At 68.3% G+C, this 20,811-nt stretch carries 19 protein-coding genes; 7 read left to right on the top strand and 12 right to left on the bottom strand.

Annotated features, from left to right (window positions below):
- Positions 1-184: 184 nt before the first annotated feature.
- The 3 genes from Q0P60_RS16915 to Q0P60_RS16905 form a co-directional block, all read right to left on the bottom strand.
- Positions 185-1,024 (bottom strand): serine protease, encoded by an 840-nt coding sequence (locus Q0P60_RS16915; RefSeq protein ID WP_294996174.1) that lies wholly within the window; start codon positions 1,022-1,024, stop codon positions 185-187.
- Between the two features lie 219 nt (positions 1,025-1,243).
- The gene (pyrF, locus tag Q0P60_RS16910) at positions 1,244-1,969 is read right to left on the bottom strand and encodes an orotidine-5'-phosphate decarboxylase (protein WP_294996171.1); all 726 of its coding nucleotides are present in this window, start codon (positions 1,967-1,969) and stop codon (positions 1,244-1,246) included.
- The gene (locus Q0P60_RS16905; RefSeq protein ID WP_294996168.1) at positions 1,966-2,889 is read right to left on the bottom strand and encodes a 5'-nucleotidase, lipoprotein e(P4) family; all 924 of its coding nucleotides are present in this window, start codon (positions 2,887-2,889) and stop codon (positions 1,966-1,968) included. Before Q0P60_RS16905 ends, pyrF begins: the two co-directional genes overlap by 4 nt.
- 101 nt (positions 2,890-2,990) lie before the next feature.
- Between Q0P60_RS16905 and Q0P60_RS16900 the strand changes: the two genes are divergently transcribed.
- Positions 2,991-3,641: a DUF480 domain-containing protein gene (locus Q0P60_RS16900; RefSeq protein WP_294996165.1), complete on the top strand. Its 651-nt coding sequence runs from the start codon at positions 2,991-2,993 to the stop codon at positions 3,639-3,641.
- A 72-nt stretch (positions 3,642-3,713) separates the two neighbouring features.
- Here the strand turns inward: Q0P60_RS16900 and Q0P60_RS16895 are convergent, their stop codons facing one another.
- Positions 3,714-4,241 carry a GNAT family N-acetyltransferase gene (locus tag Q0P60_RS16895; protein ID WP_294996162.1) on the bottom strand — a complete coding sequence of 176 codons (528 nt, stop codon included), beginning with the start codon at positions 4,239-4,241 and terminating at the stop codon, positions 3,714-3,716.
- Between the two features lie 98 nt (positions 4,242-4,339).
- Positions 4,340-6,316, bottom strand: coding sequence for a UvrD-helicase domain-containing protein (locus Q0P60_RS16890; protein ID WP_294996159.1), 1,977 nt, complete (start codon positions 6,314-6,316; stop codon positions 4,340-4,342).
- Positions 6,317-6,415: 99 nt separating this feature from the next.
- On the opposite strand from Q0P60_RS16890, the gene Q0P60_RS16885 reads away from it, so the two are divergent.
- Genes Q0P60_RS16885 through Q0P60_RS16875 form a run of 3 tightly spaced genes read left to right on the top strand, consistent with a single transcriptional unit; the run spans position 6,416 to position 8,542 of the window.
- Positions 6,416-7,144 carry an SEL1-like repeat protein gene (locus Q0P60_RS16885; RefSeq protein ID WP_294996156.1) on the top strand — a complete coding sequence of 243 codons (729 nt, stop codon included), beginning with the start codon at positions 6,416-6,418 and terminating at the stop codon, positions 7,142-7,144.
- Positions 7,145-7,183: 39 nt separating this feature from the next.
- Positions 7,184-7,912, top strand: a complete 729-nt coding sequence (locus Q0P60_RS16880) for a sel1 repeat family protein (protein ID WP_294996154.1) — start codon at positions 7,184-7,186, stop codon at positions 7,910-7,912.
- Positions 7,913-7,921: 9 nt separating this feature from the next.
- Positions 7,922-8,542: a thymidine kinase gene (locus Q0P60_RS16875; protein ID WP_294996151.1), complete on the top strand. Its 621-nt coding sequence runs from the start codon at positions 7,922-7,924 to the stop codon at positions 8,540-8,542.
- A 140-nt stretch (positions 8,543-8,682) separates the two neighbouring features.
- Here Q0P60_RS16875 and Q0P60_RS16870 read toward each other — a convergent pair whose 3' ends face one another.
- The 4 genes from Q0P60_RS16870 to Q0P60_RS16855 all read right to left on the bottom strand — a co-directional run bounded on the left by Q0P60_RS16870 (position 8,683) and on the right by Q0P60_RS16855 (position 12,756).
- The gene (locus Q0P60_RS16870) at positions 8,683-10,287 is read right to left on the bottom strand and encodes a glucan biosynthesis protein D (protein ID WP_294996148.1); all 1,605 of its coding nucleotides are present in this window, start codon (positions 10,285-10,287) and stop codon (positions 8,683-8,685) included.
- 105 nt (positions 10,288-10,392) lie between these two features.
- Positions 10,393-11,205, bottom strand: coding sequence for a bifunctional DNA-formamidopyrimidine glycosylase/DNA-(apurinic or apyrimidinic site) lyase (gene mutM / locus Q0P60_RS16865; RefSeq protein ID WP_294996145.1), 813 nt, complete (start codon positions 11,203-11,205; stop codon positions 10,393-10,395).
- A 19-nt stretch (positions 11,206-11,224) separates the two neighbouring features.
- Entirely contained in the window at positions 11,225-11,557 is a 333-nt protein-coding gene (locus Q0P60_RS16860; RefSeq protein ID WP_294996142.1) for a hypothetical protein, read from the bottom strand.
- Positions 11,554-12,756, bottom strand: a complete 1,203-nt coding sequence (locus Q0P60_RS16855; protein ID WP_294996139.1) for a fatty acid desaturase — start codon at positions 12,754-12,756, stop codon at positions 11,554-11,556. Before Q0P60_RS16855 ends, Q0P60_RS16860 begins: the two co-directional genes overlap by 4 nt.
- A 151-nt stretch (positions 12,757-12,907) precedes the next feature.
- On the opposite strand from Q0P60_RS16855, the gene Q0P60_RS16850 reads away from it, so the two are divergent.
- Entirely contained in the window at positions 12,908-13,729 is an 822-nt protein-coding gene (locus Q0P60_RS16850) for an ATP-binding cassette domain-containing protein (RefSeq protein ID WP_294996136.1), read from the top strand.
- Between the two features lie 199 nt (positions 13,730-13,928).
- Here Q0P60_RS16850 and Q0P60_RS16845 read toward each other — a convergent pair whose 3' ends face one another.
- Positions 13,929-15,131 carry a DUF4785 domain-containing protein gene (locus tag Q0P60_RS16845; RefSeq protein WP_294996133.1) on the bottom strand — a complete coding sequence of 401 codons (1,203 nt, stop codon included), beginning with the start codon at positions 15,129-15,131 and terminating at the stop codon, positions 13,929-13,931.
- Positions 15,132-15,142: 11 nt separating this feature from the next.
- The gene (locus tag Q0P60_RS16840) at positions 15,143-16,021 is read right to left on the bottom strand and encodes a hypothetical protein (RefSeq protein WP_294996130.1); all 879 of its coding nucleotides are present in this window, start codon (positions 16,019-16,021) and stop codon (positions 15,143-15,145) included.
- A 263-nt stretch (positions 16,022-16,284) separates the two neighbouring features.
- On the opposite strand from Q0P60_RS16840, the gene Q0P60_RS16835 reads away from it, so the two are divergent.
- Entirely contained in the window at positions 16,285-17,124 is an 840-nt protein-coding gene (locus Q0P60_RS16835) for a phosphatase PAP2 family protein (protein WP_294996127.1), read from the top strand.
- Positions 17,125-17,231: 107 nt separating this feature from the next.
- On the opposite strand, the gene Q0P60_RS16830 is transcribed toward Q0P60_RS16835, so the two are convergent.
- Positions 17,232-19,505, bottom strand: coding sequence for a TonB-dependent receptor (locus tag Q0P60_RS16830; RefSeq protein WP_294996124.1), 2,274 nt, complete (start codon positions 19,503-19,505; stop codon positions 17,232-17,234).
- A 158-nt stretch (positions 19,506-19,663) separates the two neighbouring features.
- Between Q0P60_RS16830 and Q0P60_RS16825 the strand changes: the two genes are divergently transcribed.
- On the top strand, positions 19,664-20,677 hold the full coding sequence (locus tag Q0P60_RS16825; RefSeq protein ID WP_294996121.1) for a TIGR00266 family protein: 1,014 nt from the start codon (positions 19,664-19,666) through the stop codon (positions 20,675-20,677).
- The last annotated feature ends 134 nt before the right edge of the window (positions 20,678-20,811 follow it).

Below are 20,811 nucleotides of genomic sequence, written 5' to 3'. Positions count from 1 at the left end.
CGCAGGCAGAAGGGATCTGACCCCCGGCATAAAAAAAGAGCCGGGATCACGGGGATCACAGGCTCTTCAAGCCGGCACGAGGCCGGAGGACAGTGTTGTGGCACATGTCCGGTCCGAGGACCGGATGGCGGCGATCCTACGCTGCCATTCAAGTTAAGGCAACACTTCACGTAATGCGATTTATCTAGTTGATTTTATTGAATAAATCGCCCTGCCAGACCGCCTCAATGAAATCTACGGCATGTTTTTCGGCGATTCGGGCATAAACCCCCGGATAGCCGGCCAGCGCACAGCCCTCACCCCAGCTGACCACCCCGAACTGGGTCCAGCCTTCGCGCAGGCGCAGCAGCAACGGCCCCCCGGAATCGCCCTGGCAGCTGTCCACGCCCTCGCGACCCGCGCAGATCACCTTGCCGCGCGGCAGGGCATCGCCGTAGGCCTGCTGGCATTCGCTGAAGGCCACCCACGGCACCTGCACGGTCTGCAGCCGGGTCGGGTAGACCCGACCTTCGCCGATCTCGGTATCGCCCCAGCCGATCACGGTGAACGCGCGGCCCGGGGTGAGATAGCTGGCATCGGGGCGCAGCCGCAGCTGCACCGGCTGCACGCCCTCCAGGGGAGTGCTGAGCTGGATCAGTGCGACGTCATGCTCCAGCGAGTCGCCGCTGTTGAATGCCGGGTGCACGTGGATCGACCTGACGTTCGAAGGTCGCGCCGTCGGCTCGGTGGAAAGCGCGGTGACTCCGCCGAGAACGCCCAGGCCGGAGGGTTGCTCGCCCTGCACGCAGTGGGCCGCAGTCAACACCCACGACGGTGAGATCAGCGTACCGCCACAGAAGTGGCGTTCATGGTCGGAATCGCCGAGGCCGAGCGCCTGCAGGCTGACCATGAACGGGTACTGCCCCGGCTCTGCGTCCTCGCCACCAATGATGCGCGGCGCGTGATCCGGGGGCGGCACGGCGAGGGCCGGGGCGGCGAGCGCGGCCATCAACAGGCCGGCTGACAACGAGGTGCTTGAATGCATGTTCGTGTACTCCTCTATCGATGGTTGGAACCGGCAAGGCCGCGAACGGTGCCGGCACATCGATTGGGAAGCGACGAAGGCGTGTGCAGGCGCGAACCTGCGCACAGTTCCCGTGACACGGGCTGCTTGCGTCAGCAGGGCCGCCACACATGCGAACGCCATCCCACATGAGCCGGGATGGCGTTCATGGTGCCGGCGTGACCGGCGTCGACGGCGGGCTCAGCGGGCAGCCAGAGCCGACACGATTTCCTGCTGGATCGCCCGTGCGGCAGCCTGCGGATCAGCAGCCAGGCGGATCGGGCGACCGACCACGATGGCGTCGGCACCATCGGCAAAGGCCTGGGCCACGCCCACCGTGCGCTTCTGGTCGTCGCCGACCGGACCACCGGGGCGGATGCCCGGGCAGACGATCGAGAACCCGGCACCGGTGGCGGCACGGATCGGGCCGGCTTCCTGGCCCGAGGCGATCACGCCGTCGATGCCGGCGGCCTGTGCCGCCAGCGCGCGCTCGACCACCACGTCGACCGGTTCACGGTCGATGCCCATCTGCGCCAGGTCGGGGCGGCCCATCGAGGTCAGCACGGTCACCGCCAGCAGGCGCATGTCGCCGCTGTTGGCCGCCGCACAGGCCTCCATCATCGCCGGATGCCAGCCATGGATGGTGGCGTAGCTGACCGGCCACTGCGACAGGCGCTTGATCACCGCCGCGGCGGTGGCCGGGATGTCGAAGAACTTGAGGTCGACGAACACGCGCTTGTCGCGGCGGGCCAGCTCATCCAGCACCTGGAAGTACTCGCCCGAGGCAAGCAGTTCCATGCCGATCTTGTAGAACGCCACGCTGTCGCCCAAGCGGTCGACCCACTCCAGCGCCTGCGTGCGGTCGGGCACGTCCAGCGCGAAGATCAGGCGCTCGTCATCGCGCAGCGGCAGCGGCGCGCGGCTCACGGTGCGTAGTCCAGGGCTGCGCGCTTGGCGTCATGACGGGCCTGGCGCGACTGGGAGTAGTCGTTGTTGAACTGGGCCGGCTCGAAACCGCCGTAGGTCGGGTTCGGCAGCATCCACCAGCGCTCGCCGAACCAGTCGTGGTACTGCTGCTGCAGCGCGTCACGGCCTTCGTTGGTGTTGGCGGTCACTTCCACGAAGTCGCCCAGCTGGTCGCCGAACTGCATCAGCACGCGGTACTTCTGCCCGGCCAGGCGGCGGCGGCAGTTCTTCTCGCTGCCGGCCTGCTCGCAGCCTTCGACCACGGTGCCCAGGCCCAGGAATACGCTGTCGTCGGCCACCGGCAGGCCCTGCTCGCGCAGGTTGGCCAGGGTCGCCTCCTTCAGGTGCACGGCGCGGTTGGAGATGTACAGCAGGGTCACGCCCTTGGCGTTGGCGGCCTTGGCGAAATCGACCACGCCCGGAATGGCCTTGGCCTTCTTTTCGGCCACCCACTGGTCCCAGGTCATCTCATCGTATTCCTTGCCGTCGCGGACCAGGCGCGCCTGGTAGGGCGAGTTGTCCAGCACGGTCTCGTCCACGTCCAGCACCACGGCCGGCTTCAGGCCCTTGGCCTCGTTGCCGCGTTCTTCCGGCACCAGCGCGTCCCAGTGCGCTTCCTTCAGGGCGGCGTCAAGGCGGTCGGCGGCGGCACGGTAGGTCTGCTCGGTGATCGCCTTGTACTCCTGCGCGCGCTGCATCCACAGCACCGCATTGAGGTTGTCGTTGGCGGTCGCATCAAGCGCGCCATCGGCCTTGGCGGCGACGGCCGGCGCTTCCGGGGCAGCGGATTCTGCGGCAGGCGCATCCACGCGCTTGCAGGCGGACAGGCCCAGCGCCGCGGTGGCGAGCAGGGTCAGGGACAGGGAAACAGGACGACGCATGGATTCACCGGCAATCAGATATACCGGCGCATTTTACCGGCAAAGGCGGCGCCGGGACGGCTATGCTTGGCGGTTGACCCGTTGCCCTTCCGGAGGCCGCCATGACCGATTCCAGCCAGACCCCCGACGTCCCCCTGCTCGACGCCGTGCAGGCCCGCCTGCTGGGCTGCCTGGTGGAGAAGGAGGCGACCACCCCGGACACCTACCCGCTGACGGTCAATGCCGCGCAGTCGGCGGCCAACCAGAAGACCGCCCGCGAGCCGGTGATGAATGTCGATGCCGGCAGCGTGCAGCACGCCCTGCGCCAGCTGGAAGCGCTGGGCCTGGCCCGCCAGCACTTCTCCTCGCGCGCCGACCGCTACGAGCACCGCCTGCAGGCCGCGCTCGACCTGACCCGGCAGCAGACCGTGCTGCTGGCGCTGCTGCTGCTGCGCGGGCCGCAGACCCTGGGGGAACTGATCACGCGCAGCGAGCGCCTGCACCGCTTCGCCGACGCCGATGAGGCCCGCCACGCCATCGAGCGCCTGCAGCAGCGCGCGTTGCTGGTGGTGCTGCCACGCGCCAGCGGCCAGCGCGAAGACCGCTACATGCACCTGCTGTGCGGGGAGGTGGACGGCGCGGCGCTGGCAGCAAAGTACGCCAGCAGCGGCGCTGGCAGCGAGGCTGCCGATCCGGGCCTGGCCGAGCGCGTGGCCCAGCTGGAAGCCGCCGTGGCCGAACTGCAGGCGCAGCTGGCCGAACTACGCGGCTGACTGCCCCTGGTGGGTGCCGACTGCCCTGGTCGGTGCCGACCGTTGGTCGGCACACCGGCTTCCCGGCCGGCACTATCCCACCGGGGCCGCACCCGGGGTGGCATACAGCCGGCTCGGGCTGTCCACACCCGGCAGCTGGATCACCCCGCGTGCCTGCATGCCCAGGCCGAGCAGGATCTTTCCGGACACTACGTTGTCCAGGTCGGTGATGCCGTACAGATCCTGCAGGCCCAGCGCGCCTCGTGCATGCACGAACACCGCCCGTGCCGCCTCGCCGGCATAGCCCTGCCCGGCGAATTGCGACAGTACCGCATAGCCGATATCCGGCCCCGGCAGGCCATCGCGCCGTACCAGCCCGGCATTGCCCAGCCAGGCGCCGTCGGCGCGCCGCTCGATGGCGTACATCCCGTAACCCTGCAGTGCATAGGCCGGCAGCACCCGCACCGCGGCGTAGTCGCGCGCTTCCTGCTCCGTACGCACGCCACGATCGCCGATGAAGCGCACGAAGCCCGGATCATTCAACAGCGCCAGCATCTGCGCCGCATCGCGGTCGGGGTCGATCGCGCGCAGGCGCAGGCGTTCACTCTCGATCGGTTGCACCGGCGGATCTCCAATGGAAAATGCGATTGTGCAGCCGTGCGCTGGGGTCGGATCCCTTCGCGAAGCGAAGGGCTCTGACCCCGATCAGGCTACCCCGGTCAATCGAACAATGCCTCGATCGCCGCCAGACCCGCCGACGCCCGCTCCTTCTTGCGTGCCGCATCGGCCACCGGATCGGCGCCATCGCGCTGGATCTCCTCGGCCGGAATCTCCTCGAAGAACCGGCTCGGTTTCAGCCGCACGTGCTCACCGAACTTGCGGGTCAGCTTGCTGTAGCTCATCCACAGCTGGATCTTGGCGCGGGTGATGCCCACGTACAGCAGGCGCCGTTCTTCCTGCAGGTTCCCCTCGTCGAGGCTGACCTGGTGCGGCAGCACGCCATCCTCGCAGCCGACGATGAACACGTACGGGAATTCCAGGCCCTTGGAGGCATGCATGGTCATCATGCGCACCTGGTTGCCGCCCTCGTCCTTGTCGCTGCGTGACAGCAGCGCCAGCTGGCCGGCCAGATCGGCCGCAGTGGCACCGCGCGGCCCCCCCTCGAACCACTGCGCCAGTTCTTCGATGTTGTTGGCGCGGCGCTGGTAACTGGCCTCTTCCTTGGCCTGCTGGCGTAGTTCGCTGAGCAGGCCGGATTCCTTGGCGACCTTGCGGATCATGTCACCGGAGGTGACCTGCCGGGTCTGCGCACGCAGGTCGCGCAGGATGTCGGTGAAACGCGCCAGGCTGTTGGCGGCGCGGGGCGGCAGCTGCTGCAGGGCGCCGATCGCCTCGGCGGCCTGCGCCATCGGCATGTCCTTTTCCTGCGCCAGTTCGGCCAGCTTGGCCAGGGTGCCGGCACCGACATCACGCTTGGGCGACTGCACCGCACGCATGAACGCGGTGTCGTCGTCCGGGTTCACCAGCAGGCGCAGCCAGGCCAGCGTGTCCTTCACTTCCTGGCGTTCCAGGAACATGGTGCCGCCGGTCAGGTGGTACGGGATGCGCAACAGCTGCATCGCCTTTTCCAGCGGACGCGACTGGAAATTGCCGCGGAACAGGATGCAGAAATCACTCCACGGCACGTTGCGCGACTGCGCCACGAAGGCGATCTCGGCCGCGACCTTTTCCGCTTCATGCTCGCTGTTGCGGCATTCCCACACGCGGATGCGCTCGCCGTCGGCCTGGTCGCTCCACAGCTTCTTCAGGTGCTCGTGCGGGTTGTTGGCGATCAGCGCGTTGGCCGCGCGCAGCACGCGGTTGGAGCAACGGTAGTTCTGCTCCAGCTTGATGATCTCCAGCTTGGGGTAATCGCGCCCCATCTGCTGCAGGTTTTCCGGGTTGGCGCCGCGCCAGGCGTAGATCGACTGGTCATCGTCGCCCACGCAGGTGAAGTTGCCCTTCTCGCCGGCCAGCTGCTTGAGCAGGCGATACTGCGCGTCGTTGGTGTCCTGGCATTCGTCCACCAGCAGGTAGCCGATGCGCTCGCGCCAGGCCAGCGCGATCTCCGGGTTCTCTTCCAGGATCTGCACCGGCAGGCGGATCAGGTCGTCGAAGTCGACCGCGTTGAACGCGGTCAGACGCAGCTGGTAGCGCTCGTAGACACTGGCCGCTTCCTTCTCGCGGTTGCTGCGCGCGGCGGCCATCGCCTGCTCGGGCGACAGGCCGGCGTTCTTCGCGCGCGACACCAGGTTCTTCATGTCCTCGATGTCATCGGGCTTGGCCCCGTACATCAGGTCCTTGATCTGCGCGGCGGCATCGTCGGCATCGAAGATCGAGAAGCCACGCTTCAGGCCCACGGCGGCATGCTCGATCTGCAGGAACTTCAGGCCCAGCGCATGGAAGGTGCAGATCGTCACCTCGTCGGCATCCTGCTCGCGCAGGCGCTTGGCCACGCGCTCACGCATTTCCTTGGCCGACTTGTTGGTGAAGGTGATCGCGGCGATGCGGCGTGCCGGATAGCGGCCACTGCCGATCAGGTGGGCGATCTTCTCCACGATCACGCGCGTCTTGCCACTGCCCGCGCCGGCGAGCACCAGCAGCGGACCTTCGATGTGCAGGACGGCGGCAGCTTGGGGGGGATTGAGACCGTGCATGGGATGGGGATTGTAGCGGGGCCACGGGTGACGGACCTGACTTGCGCGCCCACCGTTCCTAAGCTATTGATTCGCCACCGGAGCATAGGAGCCTGGTGGATGCGCCCGACCGTCTCTCCCGCCCTGCTGGGCCCCCTGCTGTTGCTGCTGGCCGCACCGGCCGCCTACGGCGCCGGCTGCGCGCCCGATCGCGGCGCTGCGCTGCGCCCGGCCCTGATGACCCAGGGCTTCCTGCAGGCCCATCCGGACCTGCACTGGCGCGAACTGGGCCTGCAGTCCTGGCGCCAGGGCCGGCCCGATCACGCGCTGCTGCGCTTCAAGCGCGCGGCCGCCCATGCCGACAAGGTGTCGCAGTCACTGGTCGCGCGCATGTACCAGGAGGGCGTCGGTACCGGCGCCGATCCGGTGCTGGCCTACATCTGGATGGACCTGGCCGCCGAGCGCGGCTACCGCGACCTGCTGCTGGAACGCGAACGCTACTGGAACCGCCTGGACGCCACGCAGCAGCAACGGGTGCTGGCCGAAGGCCCGGCGCTGTACGCGACCTATGGCGATGCAACGGCCAAACCGCGCATGGAAGCCGCCATGCGGGTCGAACGCAGCCGCATGACCGGAAGCCGAACCGGCTGGGTCAGCTCGATGCTGCACGTGGAACTGTCCGATGGCCCGGAAGCAGGCTGGCCGACCCGTGGCGACGACTATTACCGCGATGCCTACTGGAATCCCGCGGCGTACTGGTGCATGCAGGACCAGATCTGGCAGCAGGAACACCGCGGCCGCCGTGTCGAGGTCGGCCCGCTCGGTCCCGTCGAGGATCCGCAGCCCTGACCTTCGTTTTTCCATCGTCATTGCCAGGAGGGCGATCACATGAAAGCGAAATACGCGCCACACTGCCTGCTGTTGGGCCTGTCGATGGCCACGGCCGTCGCAGCGGCGAACTGCCCGGTGGAGGCGCCGCGCCGGATCCCGCCCACCGTGCTGACCGGGGGCTTCTTCGATGCCCACCCCGACCTGTTCTGGCGCAGCATGGCCCAGCGCGCCGAACGGGACGGGAAGCCGGCCAAGGCGCTGGACTACTACAAGCGTTCGGCGCGCTACGCCGACAAGTTCTCCCAGGCCATGGTGGCGCGGTTGTACCAGGACGGCGCGGGGACCCCGGCCGACCCGGTGATGGCCTACATCTGGATGGACCTGGCCGCCGAGCGCATGTACCACGACTTCCTGGTGCTGCGGGAGCATTACTGGGCACGCCTGGACCCGCAGCAGCAGGCGCAGGCGATCGAGCGCGGCCAGCAGGTGTACGCCGATTATGGCGACCGCGTGGCCAAGCCCCGCATGGAGCGGGCCCTCGGCGAGGGGCGCCAGCAGATCACCGGCAGCCGCGTCGGCTACGTAAGCTCCGGCCTGGTGGTCGTGCAGCGCCGCGGCAACGAGCAGGGCATCGTCACCCCGGGCAGCATCGCCTACGACAACGACTACTGGAAGGCCGCCGACTACTGGTGCCTGCAGGACAACTACTGGCGGCCGGCGCTGACGCCCAGCGTCGAGGTCGGCGCGCCGGGCACGGTCCGCGACGGCAAGGCGGTGGGCGACTAGAATTGGCCGATGGCCAAGCTCTACTTCTACTACTCGGCGATGAACGCCGGCAAGACCACCACCCTGCTGCAGAGCGCGCACAACTACCGCGAACGCGGCATGCGGGTGGCGATCCTGACGCCGCGCCTGGACGACCGTGCCGGCGCCGGCACGGTCGCGTCCCGCATCGGCCTGCGCGCCGACGGCATGGCGTTCGATCGCGATACCGACCTGCAGCGCTGGGTCGAGCACGACCTGGCAACGAACGGGCCAATGGGCTGCGTGCTGGTGGACGAAGCCCAGTTCCTGAGCCGTGCCCAGGTCTGGCAGCTCAGCGAAGTGGTCGACCAGCTGCGCATTCCGGTGCTGTGCTACGGCCTGCGCACCGATTTCCGCGGCGAGCTGTTCGAAGGCAGCCAGTACCTGCTGGCCTGGGCCGACGAGATGCAGGAGATCAAGACCATCTGCCACAGCGGCAAGAAGGCGACCATGACGGTGCGCGTGGACGAGCATGGCCACGCGGTACAGGACGGCCCGCAGGTCGAGATCGGAGGCAACGACCGCTACGTCTCGGTCAGCCGCGCGGAGTTCAAGAAGATCACCCGCGGTGAAGGCCGCATCGAGCCGATGCAGGCACCGCTGCCACTGTAAGGGAGGCTTTCCCAGTAGATCCACGCCATGCGTGGATGAATCTCCCTCGAAGAGCATCCACGCATGGCGTGGATCTACTGCCGGTTGCGTGCGGGTCAGATCCGTTCTTCCACGAAAACGGATCCGACCCCATGCCCCTGTCAGTACAGCGTGCGCTCCGGCGCGCCGGCCGGCGGCGGCGTGTACTGGTACAGCCAGGTCTCGGTGAGGGTCTTGCCACCACTGCGCAGGAACAGGCGGATGTCGATCTGCTCGGTACTGCCTTCCGGCGGCACCAGGTCGAACATCGCGCGGTAGCCATTGATCTCGCGCAGCGGGCGCGCCGACACGATCTCGACCCGGCCGCGGCTGGCTTCCACCACTGCCTCGACCTCGGCCTTGTCGATCAACTTGGCCAGCTCGCCACCTTCGAAGTCCACCGCGAAGCGCCAGCTGAAGTACTCGCGCTTCTTGCCGACCACGCCGCCCAGGCCGGTGCGGCTGGCCACGCAGTGCGCCAGCGGCGGCCGTGCCGGCGGTTCGGCGCCCCAGTACAGGCGGTAGCCGACCAGCAGCTCCTGGCCCGGCTGCGGCTTTTCCTTCGGGTTCCAGAACGCCACGATGTTGTCGAAGGTCTCGTCCACGGTGGGAATCTCCACCAGCTGCACCGAGCCTTCGCCCCATTCGCCCTTCGGCTCCACCCACAGGCACGGGCGCTTCTCGTAGAACACGCCATCATCCTGGTAGTGGTCGAAGTTGCGGTCGCGCTGCAGCAGGCCGAAGCCCCGCGGGTTGCGGTCCACGAACATGTTGAAGCGCAGGTTGCGCGGGTTCAGCAGCGGCCGCCAGATCCACTCGCCGGCACCGGTCCACAGCGACAGGCCATCGGTGTCGTGGATCTCCGGCCGCCAGTCCCAGCCCATGCGGCGGTCGTTCTCGCCCACCTGGTACATGCTGGTGCACGGCGCGATGCCCAGCCGCTCGATCGCCTTGCGCGGGTACAGCGCACTGTCGATGTCCATCAGCAGCACATCGCCGTTGGTGATGGCGAAGCGGTAGGCGCCGGCCACGCTGGGCGAATCCAGCAGGCCATAGACCACGATCGTCTCCGAATCGGCCGACGGCTGTTCCAGGTAGTAGGCGATGAAGTCCGGGAATTCCTCCGGCTTGCCCATGCCGGTGTCGATCGCCAGGCCACGCGCGGACTGGCCGTACTGGCCTTCCTTGCCGACCGCGCGGAAGTAGCTGGCGCCGAGGAACGCGGCGAAGTCGCGATCGGTGTCCTTGCGGGTGTTCAGGCGGAACCCGGCAAAGCCCAGATCGGCCGGCAGCTCGCCGTCCTTGATGCCGCTCTTGCCGTAGTTGAACGCGGCACCGTCATAGGCCAGTTCCTGCGCCTTGCCATCGACCACGTCGAACATGCGCACCGGCGAATGGAAGTACAGGCCCAGATGGAAGAACTTGGCCTGGAACCTGCCCGGCTGGTCCGCCCACAACGCGTGGTCCTGGCGGTAGCCGATCGACTGGTACTGGTCCCAGTCCAGTCCTTCCAGGCGGCCCGGCAGTACCCGCTTGTGGCTCTTGTAGGGCGCCTGTGCCAGCGCGCGCGCCTGGCCCTTCAACGTGGCGAAGTCGAACGGCTGCGGCTGGCCGAGGCGGCGCAGGCCCATCTGGCCGCTCTTGCTGGCCGCGCAGGCGGGCAGGGACGGCAGGCCGAACGCAGCCAGGGCGAGGGAGGCATTGCGGATGAAGTCGCGTCGTTGCATGCAGGCGCGTCGGGCACAGTGGGAAGGTCGGCCATCATAGGCAGACAAACGTTAACGGGCAGCGGAGACGCCCCCTGCCCGTTCAGCTGCCGCTGGCCGCCCGCCTCAGCGCTGGCAGTGGCTGCACCAGACGCTGGCGCGCTGGCCGATGGTGGCGTGCTTCAAGGCACGCCCACAATTCGGGCAGGGCAGGCCGTCGCGGCCGTAGACCAGCAGCTCCTGCTCGAAGTAGCCCGGCGCGCCGTCCGGGCTGATGAAATCGCGCAGGGTGGTGCCGCCCCGGGTGATCGCATAACCGAGGATCTCCTTCACTGCATCGGCCAGCCGCTGGTAGCGCTCGCGCGAGATTTTCCCCGCTTCGCGCAATGGGCTGATGCCGGCCTTGAACAGGCTCTCGGCGGCGTAGATGTTGCCCACCCCCACCACCACCGCCTGGTCCATCAGGAAGGTCTTCACCGGCGCGCTGCGGCCACGGCTGCGCGCAAACAGGTAGTCGCCGTCGAAGGCCGCATCCAGCGGCTCCGGGCCCAGCCCCTGCAGCAGCGGATGGATCTCGCCGGCCGGCTGCCAGAGCAGGCTGCCGAAGCGGCGTGGATCGTTGAAGCGCAGCAGGCGGCCGTTGTCCAGGCTGATGTCCACATGATCGTGGGCGCGCAGCGGGGTATCACCGGGCAGCACGCGCAGGCTGCCAGACATGCCCAGGTGCAGCACTGCGCTGCCGATGGCGGTATCCAGCAGCAGGTACTTGGCCCGCCGGCGGATGTCCTCGATGCGTTGCCCCGGCAGCAGCTCGGCCACTTCCGGCGGAATCGGCCAGCGCAGGTCGGCGCGGCGCAGGATCACGCCGTGCACGCGGCGTCCCTGCAGGTGCGGCGCCAGGCCGCGACGGGTGGTTTCAACTTCGGGCAGTTCAGGCATGCGCCGATTCTACGCCCGCTCAGCGTGGCGGCGCGGCCAGCTCGCGGGCATCCAGGAAGCCGTCGGCGTTGGCATCCTGCCTGTGGAAGCGCTGCACGATCACCTGCCGCTGCTGCTCGCGGCTGATCGCCCTGCCCTTGCCACCGGGCAGCTCATCGGCGCTCAGCACGCCATCACCGTTGCGGTCCATGCGGTCGAAGGCGTACAGCATCCACTGCACGTACTCGGCCTCACTGACCTTGCCATCGCCATCGCGGTCCATCCGCTGCAGGTAGCTGGCGGTATCGGTCACCTGGGCCAGTACCGCGCCCGGAAGCAACACGGCCAGCAGGCACCAGCCCCCTGCCCTCATGCGCCCACCAGGCTGTAACCCTTCAGCCGCGCGGCATAGGCCTGCAACGCGGCGATGCCGCTTTCCTCGGCTTCGCGGCACCAGGCCTGCAACTGGTGCAGGCGCTCGGCGGCATCATGGCCGCGCGCTTCCAGCAACGCGGCCAACCGCCCGCGGTACTCGACCAGGGTGCGGATGCGTGGGCGTTGCGCCACCCATTCGCTGAGCTGGGCGCGGCTGTCCGGCTTCAGCCAGCGGCCGTCGTTGACCAGGCCACGGCGCAGCCGGCGCGGCAGCAGCCGGCGCAGCTTGGCCCCGGCGTGTGCCGCCTCCTCGCGCAGGGCCGGCATGAACACATTGCGCTGGTAGTCGGTCATCGCCTGGAACCGGTGCGACAGCAACGCCTTCAGGGTCTCGGCATCGGGCACGGCAATGTTCGGGCGCACGTCCATCGCCGGTGCCACCCGCAGCACCTTGGCCAGGCGCAGTGCCTGCAGCAGGCGGATCGCGCTCCAGCCGATGTCGAACTCCCAGCGCCGCATCGCGAAGCGTGCCGAACTGGGGAAAGCGTGGTGGTTGTTGTGCAGTTCCTCACCGCCGATCCAGAACCCCCACGGCGTCAGGTTGGTGGAGGTATCGGCCGATTCGTAGTTGCGGTAGCCCCACCAGTGGCCCAGGCCATTGACCACGCCGGCCGCCCAGAACGGGATCCATGCCATCTGGATCGCCCACAGGGCCACGCCGGGCAGGCCGAACAGCACGCTGTTGATCGCCAGCAGCAGCACCGGGCCCAGCGTGGCATGCGGGGTGTACAGGCGGCGCTCGATCGCATCGTCCGGGGTGCCGCGCCCGTACTGTTCGATGTCCGCGCGCATGCCGCGCGCTTCGCGGTACAGCTCCACGCCATGCCAGAACACCGTGCCGATGCCACGGGTGACCGGGCTGTGCGGATCGTCCTCGGTTTCCACCTTGGCGTGGTGCTTGCGATGGATGGCCACCCACTCACGGGTGATCATCGAGGTGGTCAGCCATAGCCAGAAGCGGAACACGTGGCCCAGCGCCGGGTGGAAATCGACCCCGCGGTGGGCCTGGCTGCGGTGCAGGTACAGGGTCACCGAGAAAATGGTGAGCTGGGTGAAGACCAGCAGCACCCCCAGCATGGCCCACCATCCCAGGCCGAGCACACCACCCGTCAACAGGGACATCAGGGCATCAGGCATGGCGGCGCTCCGGATCGACGCGGGGATGGCAGACATGATGGGCGCTTGCGTTGCAAACTGCACCCCTGCGGCGGTGTTTCGCATCGCCATCCGTGGCACCGTTCACAGTTGGGGACCTGAGTTGTCGAGCCTTGATCCGCGCGCCAGCGCCATGACCGTCGCCCCGCCCATGGCCGGGCTGCCGCCCTTGATCGAACTGGACCGCGCCACCGTGGTCCGTGGCCAGGTGAAGGTGCTGCACGGGCTCAGCCTGCGCATCGCGCAGGGCCAGCACACCGCCCTGCTCGGCCCCAACGGCTGCGGCAAGTCGACCTTCATCAAGCTGATCACCCGCGAGCTGTACCCGCTGGCCCAGGGGGACGGCGCGGTGGCGGTGAAGGTGCTGGGCCAGAACCGCTGGCAGGTGGACCGGCTGCGCTCGCAGCTGGGCATCGTCACCGGCGATCTCAGCAGCAACCTGGCCGACATGCCCGGGCTGACCGTGGAACAGGCGGTACTGTCCGGTTTCTTCGCCAGCTACGTGGTGCCGGCCTTCCGCGAGGTGACCGCCGACATGCGTGCGCGCGTCGGCGAGACGCTGGCGATGACCGGCGCCCTGTCCCTGCGCGAGCGCGCGTACGCCGAGCTGTCGGCCGGCGAGACCCGCCGCGTGCTGATCGCCCGCGCGCTGGTCAACCGGCCGCAGGCGCTGCTGCTGGACGAGCCTTCCACCGGCCTGGACCTGGTCGCCCGCGAGCAGCTGGTGGCGACCATGCGGGTGCTGGCACAGCAGGGCATCACCCTGGTGCTGGTGACCCATCACATCGAAGAGATCATTCCCGAGATCGAGCGGGTGGTGCTGCTGCGCGATGGTCGTGTACTGGCCGACGGCACCCGCGCCGAGCTGCTGCGCAGTGAACCGCTGTCGGCGGTGTTCGGTGGCGCGATCACCGTATGCGAGCAGGAAGGCCGGCTGACCGCCTACGCCGGCTAAGGCCGCCCCTCCTGTAGAGCCGAAGGTTGCGGCAGGAGCCGCAGCCAACGTCGCTTGCGACGGCCCGAAGGGTGCCGGTCAGGACGACCGGCATCGCCACGCTCGGCTGCGGTCCTGTAGGGTCGGGCCCACGCTCGGCTCTACAGAAGGCGCCTCGATGAGTGGCGGGCCCGGCAGCCGGGCCCGCCCTCGCCTTGGCTCAGAACCGCAGCGCCAGCGCGCGCGACTCGATCGGCGCCATCCGGCTCTGGTCCTGCAGCTGCAGGTCGCGCAGCTCGTACGGCGCACCGAAGCCGGCCGGCAAGGCCACCTGGTCGAACGGCAGCACCAGCTGGCCTGTGCCCGGGCCATCGAACCAGGCCGCCGCATGCGCCTGCGCGACCGGCTTCAGCTGGCCATCGCGACCGCTGGCGTACAGCGTGCCGCGCGCCTCGTAGCGGCCCGCGGCAGCCACCTGCAACGGCAGTGCCACCTGGCGGCTGGCCGGGTCCGGCGCGGCCTGGCCGCTGAAGCGGGCGGTCGGCCGGGCCACCGCGAAGGCGACCTTGCCGTCGCGCAGCACGCCGTTGGCCTGGGCGAACACCTGCAGTTCCCACAACCCCTGCACGCTGCCGGTATCGGCCGGGATCCGCACCTGCGCGCGCAACGTGCCATCGCTGGTGCGCAGCAGGCGCTGCGGCCAGCTGCGGCCGTCCGGTGCGACCAGCAGCGCTTCACCGCCCAGGCTGCCGCGGCGTGCAGCCAGCTGCGAAGCGCTGGCAGCATCATCCAGCAGCCGTGCCTGCAGCTGCAGGTTGCCACCGGCCAGCACCTGCGCCTGGTTCGCCTGCACTTCCAACCGCAGCGGACTGTTCGGCTCCAGCACCTGCACCACATAGCGGCCCTGCGCCTGCGCGCTCTGCAGCGTGTACGCGCCCACCGCACTGGCAGCGCCGGTGCGCAGCATGCTGCTGCCCTCGCTGACCGGCATGCCGGCCTCCTGCAGCGCGCGCGCATCGACACTGCGCGCGACACTGCTGCGCCCAGCCGGGTCACGCACCTGCAGCGAGGTGGCCGGCAGTGCCCGCGCGCCGTTGCCCGGGCTCAGCTGGATCACCGCATCGGCGGCGGTCAGCGGCAGGTCCAGGCCGCGTTGCAGCTGCGCGCCATCGACCTGCTGCCAATAGCTGCGGCTGACCGAAGCATACGGCGTGGCCGCCTGCAGCGGCTGCGCCGGGTCCAGTGCCCAGGCAAAGGCCAGCGGAGCATGCTCGCTTTCGTCTGCGGGCAGCGGTGCGGCAACCAGCGATGAAGGCACCTGGTCGCCACTGCCAGCGGCACGCAGGGGCTGCGCGGCCTGCGCCGCCGACAACGACAGCACCGCCAGCACGGCGCTGGCCAGAAGGGTTGAATGGATTGTCATGGTCGTCTCCCTCACTGGGCCAGGTCGTTGCGCAGCAGCGTGCCGAGGCCGAAGCACTCACGGCGGCTCTGGTTGTGGCTGAGCGGCTCGGCGCCCTGCGTGCGCTGCTTGTCGGTGAACCAGGTAGTGCCGGCGGCCTTCTGGCTGCTGCACTCCAGGAATCCATCGGAGCAGGACGACAGCCAGTTCTGGGTGAACTCCAGGCCGACGTTGGCGGCATAGCCACCGCAGTAGCTGTTGCTGTCCCATACCGCCGATTCGACATCGCTGCCGACCACCGCGCGGAATGGCTTGGGCAACGCCGGGCGGCCTGCGGTGCCGTACAGGTTCTGCGCGTTGTAGGTGGCCATGCTCGCCACCTGCTGCTGGCGCACCGCGTCGTTCTTGTAGCCCAGCAGCCAGCCCAGCGACGTTTCGAAGGTGTTGCCGTTGAGCACTGCATCGGCCAGCGGCGTGCCCGCCGATGACGGCGCCAGCGCGGTGACCTTGCGCACCGTGCGGATGATCTTCGGATAGCGGCTGTCGTAGGTCGGGTTGGACAGGATCCAGCGCACCACGTTGCCGCCGTTGGAGTGGGTGATCACCACCAGCTGGGTGATGCCACGGCTGTCGATGAAGCCGGTCAGCTGGTTGGCCAGGCAGCCGGCGGCCTCCGGCTTCCACATGTACTGGGTGAAGTCGCAGTTGATGACCACGTAGTTGCTGCTGTTCGGCAGGCCCTGGCGCACGGTCTCGATGATCGCCGGCTGCCAGTAGTCCTGGGTCGCGTTGGTCTGCGCACCGGTGCCATGCACGAAGGCCACGCCGACCACGTCGGCGGCCTGCGCCGGCGGTGTTGCAAGCCCGAGGAACAGGGCCAGGACGGTACTTCCTGTTGCGGTGCTGCGCATCGCTTCTCTCCCTCTGTCAGCGGATCCCCCCGACCCGGCTGGAACTGGACGGCCCGTGGCGCTCGCCGTGGTGCCGATGCTCGCGGCGCAGGCGCGTGAAAATCCGTGCGCTGCACCCGAATTCAGGAGATTGACGACATTTGATGACGGTTTTGCCCCGATCGGATGACCATGCCGGGTCTGGCTGTATGACCGATGGCCACTGCGATGCCTTGCATGGGCTGCGATCATGGCGCGTTGTTTTTTCCCCCGGAGCCTGCCCCATGTCGCTGATTTCCCACCCTGCCCGCCCGCTGCTCGGCCTCGCCGTTGCCGCGGCCCTGGCCGGTTGTGCCGCCACCGCCGCCAAGCCGACCGCCGTCGAAGCCAACATCACCACCAAGGCGGTGGGCTACCTGGACAAGGACGCGGTTCCGGCCAGCCTCGATCTGGTACCGGCGCCGCCGGTGGCCGGCTCTGCCGCCCTCGCCCTGGACGAACAGGTCAGCCGTGAGGCACGCGCACTGCGCGGCAGCCCGCGCTTCGCCCAAGCCGGTGTCGATGCCGAACTCGGCTTCCCGGAAGGCGCCAATCATTTCTCCTGCGCCGCCGACATCGACGTTGATGCGGTCAGGACGCCGGCGCTGTATCGCCTGCTGGAGCGCAGCCGGATCGACGCCAGTGCGGCCACCAAGGCGGCCAAGAACCACTACCAGCGACCGCGCCCGTTCATGGTCAACGGTGAACCGACCTGCTCGCCAAAGGATGAGGAAGGCCTGCGCAGGAATGGCTCCTACCCGTCCGGCCACACCTCGATCGGCTGGGCCTGGGCACTGATCCTGTCGGAGATCGCACCCGACCGCGCCGATGCCATCCAGGCCCGCGGCCGCAATTACGGCGAGAGCCGCCTGGTGTGCAACGTGCACTGGCAGAGCGACATCCTCGAAGGCCGCTTCATGGGGGCCGCCGCCGTCGCCCGCCTGCACGACAACGCCGCGTTCAACAAGGACCTGCTGGCCGCGCGCAAGGAGATCGCCGCCGCACGCAAGGCCGGGCTGCACTCCAGCCGCGACTGCGCCACCGAGAACGCCGTGCTGAAGGTGCGCCCGCAGAGCGCGCTGTAGGTGGTTCGGGGTCAGATCCCTTTCCCCCGGAAAGGGATCTGACCCCAGCTCGCAGAAGGGCCGGCATTGCGCCGGCCCTTCTTCATTGCATTGCCTCGGTCAGCGCATCAGAACTTGGCGGTGAACTCCACGCCCCAGGTGCGCGGCTCGTTGAGGAAACCGGTCAGGTTGTTGAAGTCGATCGCACCGACCACGCGGGTCTGGTTGGTCAGGTTGCGACCGAACACCGCCACGTCGTACTGGCCGTAATCCCAGTTGTAACCCAGGCGCAGGCCCCCCTCCAGCGAGCTGCGGCTGCGGAACTCCGGCGACTCGTAGATGAAGAAGTTCACCGGGCTGCGGTAGGCCCAGTCGGTGTAGGCGTACAGCTCGCTGCCATCGGTCAGCGGGAAGCCGACACGCAGCGTCATGTTGTGGATCCACTTCGGCGCCTGCGGCAGCGGGTTGCCGTTGACCAGCGCATACGGCTTGCCGCCGATCATGGTGATCGGATCGGTGACCGTGCAGCCACCGCCACAGATCGCCACCGCCAGGTTCTTGTCCTTGATCTCGGTGTCGTTGTAGCTGCTGCCGAAGGTCAGCAGGACGTTGTCGGCCAGGTAGGCCTCCAGGTCCAGCTCCACGCCCTGGCCGATGGTCTTGTCGGCGTTGAGCAGGGTGGCGGTGTTGTTGGTACCGCCCACCGCGATCAGCTGCTGGCCATCCACGTTGTAGCGGAACACGCTCAGGCCCAGGCGCGCGCGACGCTCGAACAGGTCGGCCTTGATGCCGGCCTCGTACGAGATCACCTTCTCCGAGTCGGCCTGCGACAGGCCCGGCGCGAAGGCCAGGCGGCCCTGGATCGACGGCGCGCGGAAGCCCTTGGCGACGCGGGCGTAGGCGTTGATGTTGTCGGTCAGCTTGTACACGCCGCTGACATCCCAGCTGACGTCGTTGACGTCGGTGTTGGCCAGGTACGGGCCGCTGACCGGGGTACCGAACGGAAGAACGGCCTGCAGCACGCTGGCGCTGAAGTCCTTCTTGTCCTGGGTGTAGCGCACGCCGGCACGCAGCTTGAAGCGGTCGGTGACATCGAAGTCACCCGAAGCGAACACCGCCCACGCCTTGTTGCGCTGGTTCTGCACCACGTGGCCGGTCTGCGGGTTGCCCGGCTTGAGCGAGTCGTAGTTGAAGTTGTTGATGGTCACGTCTTCATCGAAGTAGAAGACGCCGGCCTGCCAGTCGAAGCGGCCCCATTCGTTGGACTCGATGCGGAATTCCTGGGTCCACTGGCGGTGGTGCGGCAGGCCATCGGCCGATTCGGAAGAGAACGGGATGAAGCCCGGGCCATAGTTGCCGGCGCCCAGCGAGGCATCGCCGTAGCCACCGTCGATATCACCCCGGTTGAGCGACTCGGCGGTCTCGTAACCGGTGATCGAATGCAGGGTGACCGAACCGAGGTTCCACTGCAGGCGCGCGCTGCCGCCCCAGGTCTTCAGGTCGGAGAAATTGACACCATCGTTGGCCACCTTGTCACGGTCGAAGTTCTCGACCAGCGCGTTGCTGCCCTTCTGGATGATGTTGGCGCGGAACAGGCGGGCGGTGCCGTTGAGCTTGCGCTTGTGCAGGTTGAACAGCGCTTCGAAATCGTCGCCTTCGTACAGGAACTGCACGCGGCCGGCGGCCTCGTCATAGCCTTCAAAACCGCTGTTCGGCGCACCGGCACGGGTGTTGTCGACCCAGTCATCGCGGCGCTGGTAGATCGCCGAGACGCGTGCCGACCAGCGATCGGTCAGCGGGCCGCCGTAGGCGCCCTGCACGTTCCAGCTGTTGTAGCTGCCGTAGCCGACGCGGATGTAGCCGTCGGCATCCTGCGACGGGCGCGCCGAATCGAACTTGACCACGCCGGCCGGGGTGTTGCGGCCAAACAGGGTGCCCTGCGGGCCACGCAGCACTTCCACGTTGGCCAGGTCGAACAGCGGGAAGCCCTTCAGCAGCGGGCTTTCCTGCACCACATCGTCATACACCAGCGAGACCGGCTGCGAGGCATTGAGGTCGAAGTCGGTGTTGCCCAGGCCGCGGATGTAGAAGCGCGGGAAGGCGCGCCCGTAGGACGACTCGATGTTGAGGCTGGGCACGCGCGCGGCCAGGAAGCGGATGTCATCGCCGGCCGAGCCGAGCACATCCAGCTTCTCGCCCTGGATCGCGGTGACCGCGACCGGCACGTCCTTGGCGTTCTCGACGCGGCGCTGCGCGGTCACCTGCAGGGTGTCGAGGGCAACCGGATCCTTGGCAGCGGGGGTTTCCTGGGCGGCTGCTACCAGCGGCAGCAGGGCGGAAAGAGCGGCAACGAGGGGGCGCGCGACCGGAAATCGGCCACGGGAAGTGCGGGTCGGGGACATGGCGGTAGGCTGTGTTTGGAGGGGTGGTAAAACGGCGCTACCAGATAATTGTTGCAATACAGCACCTCCCCCGCAAATCGCCGCCGTTCATGGCCCCATCGCCGCCAAGCCGGCACGCTCGCTAGACTCGGGGTTTTCCAGCCTGCGGAGCCGCCTCGATGACCCAGTGGTACTTCCATGCCTCCGCCCAGGCCGAGCGCGTCGGCCCGCTGGATGACCTGGCCGCGCGCCGCTATGCGCAGGCCAACCCGCGTGCCCTGGCCTGGTGCCAGGGCATGAGCGGATGGACGCCGATCGCGGAGGTGAGCGAACTGCAGTCGCCGGCCACCGGCATGCCGGGCACGCCGCCGCCGGTCCCGGCCACCCCCAGCGGCCGCGCCGACGACATCGAATTCCGCATCGTCGGCCATGAGATGCAGTTCGTGGAAATCGAGCTTGACCCTGGCGAGAGCGCCATTGCCGAGGCCGGCGCGCTGATGTTCAAGGACGCGACCGTGCAGATGGATACCGTGTTCGGCGCCGCCACCGGCGACCAGAGCGGCTTCATGGGCAAGGTGATGGCCGCCGGCAAGCGCGTGCTGACCGGCGAGAGCCTGTTCGCCACCGTCTACACGCAGAGCGGCCACGGCAAGGGCAAGGTCGCCTTTGCCGCGCCCTACCCCGGCACCGTGCTGGCGATGAAGCTGGACCAGCATGGCGGTCGCCTGATCTGCCAGAAGGACAGCTTCCTGGCCGGCGCGCGCGGCGTGCAGATCGGCGTGCAGTTCCAGCGCAAGATCATGACCGGCCTGTTTGGCGGCGAAGGGTTCATCATGCAGAAGCTCGAAGGCGACGGCTGGGTGTTCATCCATGCCGGTGGCTGCGTGGTCGAGCGCGAGCTGGCCGCGGGCGAACGCCTGGATGTCGATACCGGCTGCGTGGTGGCCTACCACCCCAGTGTGGAGATGGACGTGCGCCGCGTCACCGGCATCAAGAGCATGTTGTTCGGCGGCGAGGGCGTGTTCCTGGCCACGCTCACCGGCCCCGGCAAGGTCTGGCTGCAGTCGCTGCCGTTCTCGCGCCTGGCCGGCCGCATGTGGATGGCGGCCCCCCAGGGCGGTGGCCAGAACCGCGGCGAAGGCTCGGTGCTGGGCGGCCTGGGCCGGATGCTGGACGGCGACAACCGCTTTTGACCCGCCCTCGCGGGTCGTGCCGGATGCACCTTGCGCCCGGTAGTGCCGGCCGCTGGCCGGCAGCCTCATGCACCTCGCGCCCGGTAGTGCCGGCCGCTGGCCGGCAGCCTCATGCACCTTGCACCCGGTAGTGC

The organism is uncultured Stenotrophomonas sp. (assembly GCF_945952405.1).
Classification (GTDB): domain Bacteria; phylum Pseudomonadota; class Gammaproteobacteria; order Xanthomonadales; family Xanthomonadaceae; genus Stenotrophomonas.
The sequence above is the reverse complement of the archived record's forward strand: the minus strand, read 5'-3'. Positions and strand labels throughout refer to the sequence as shown.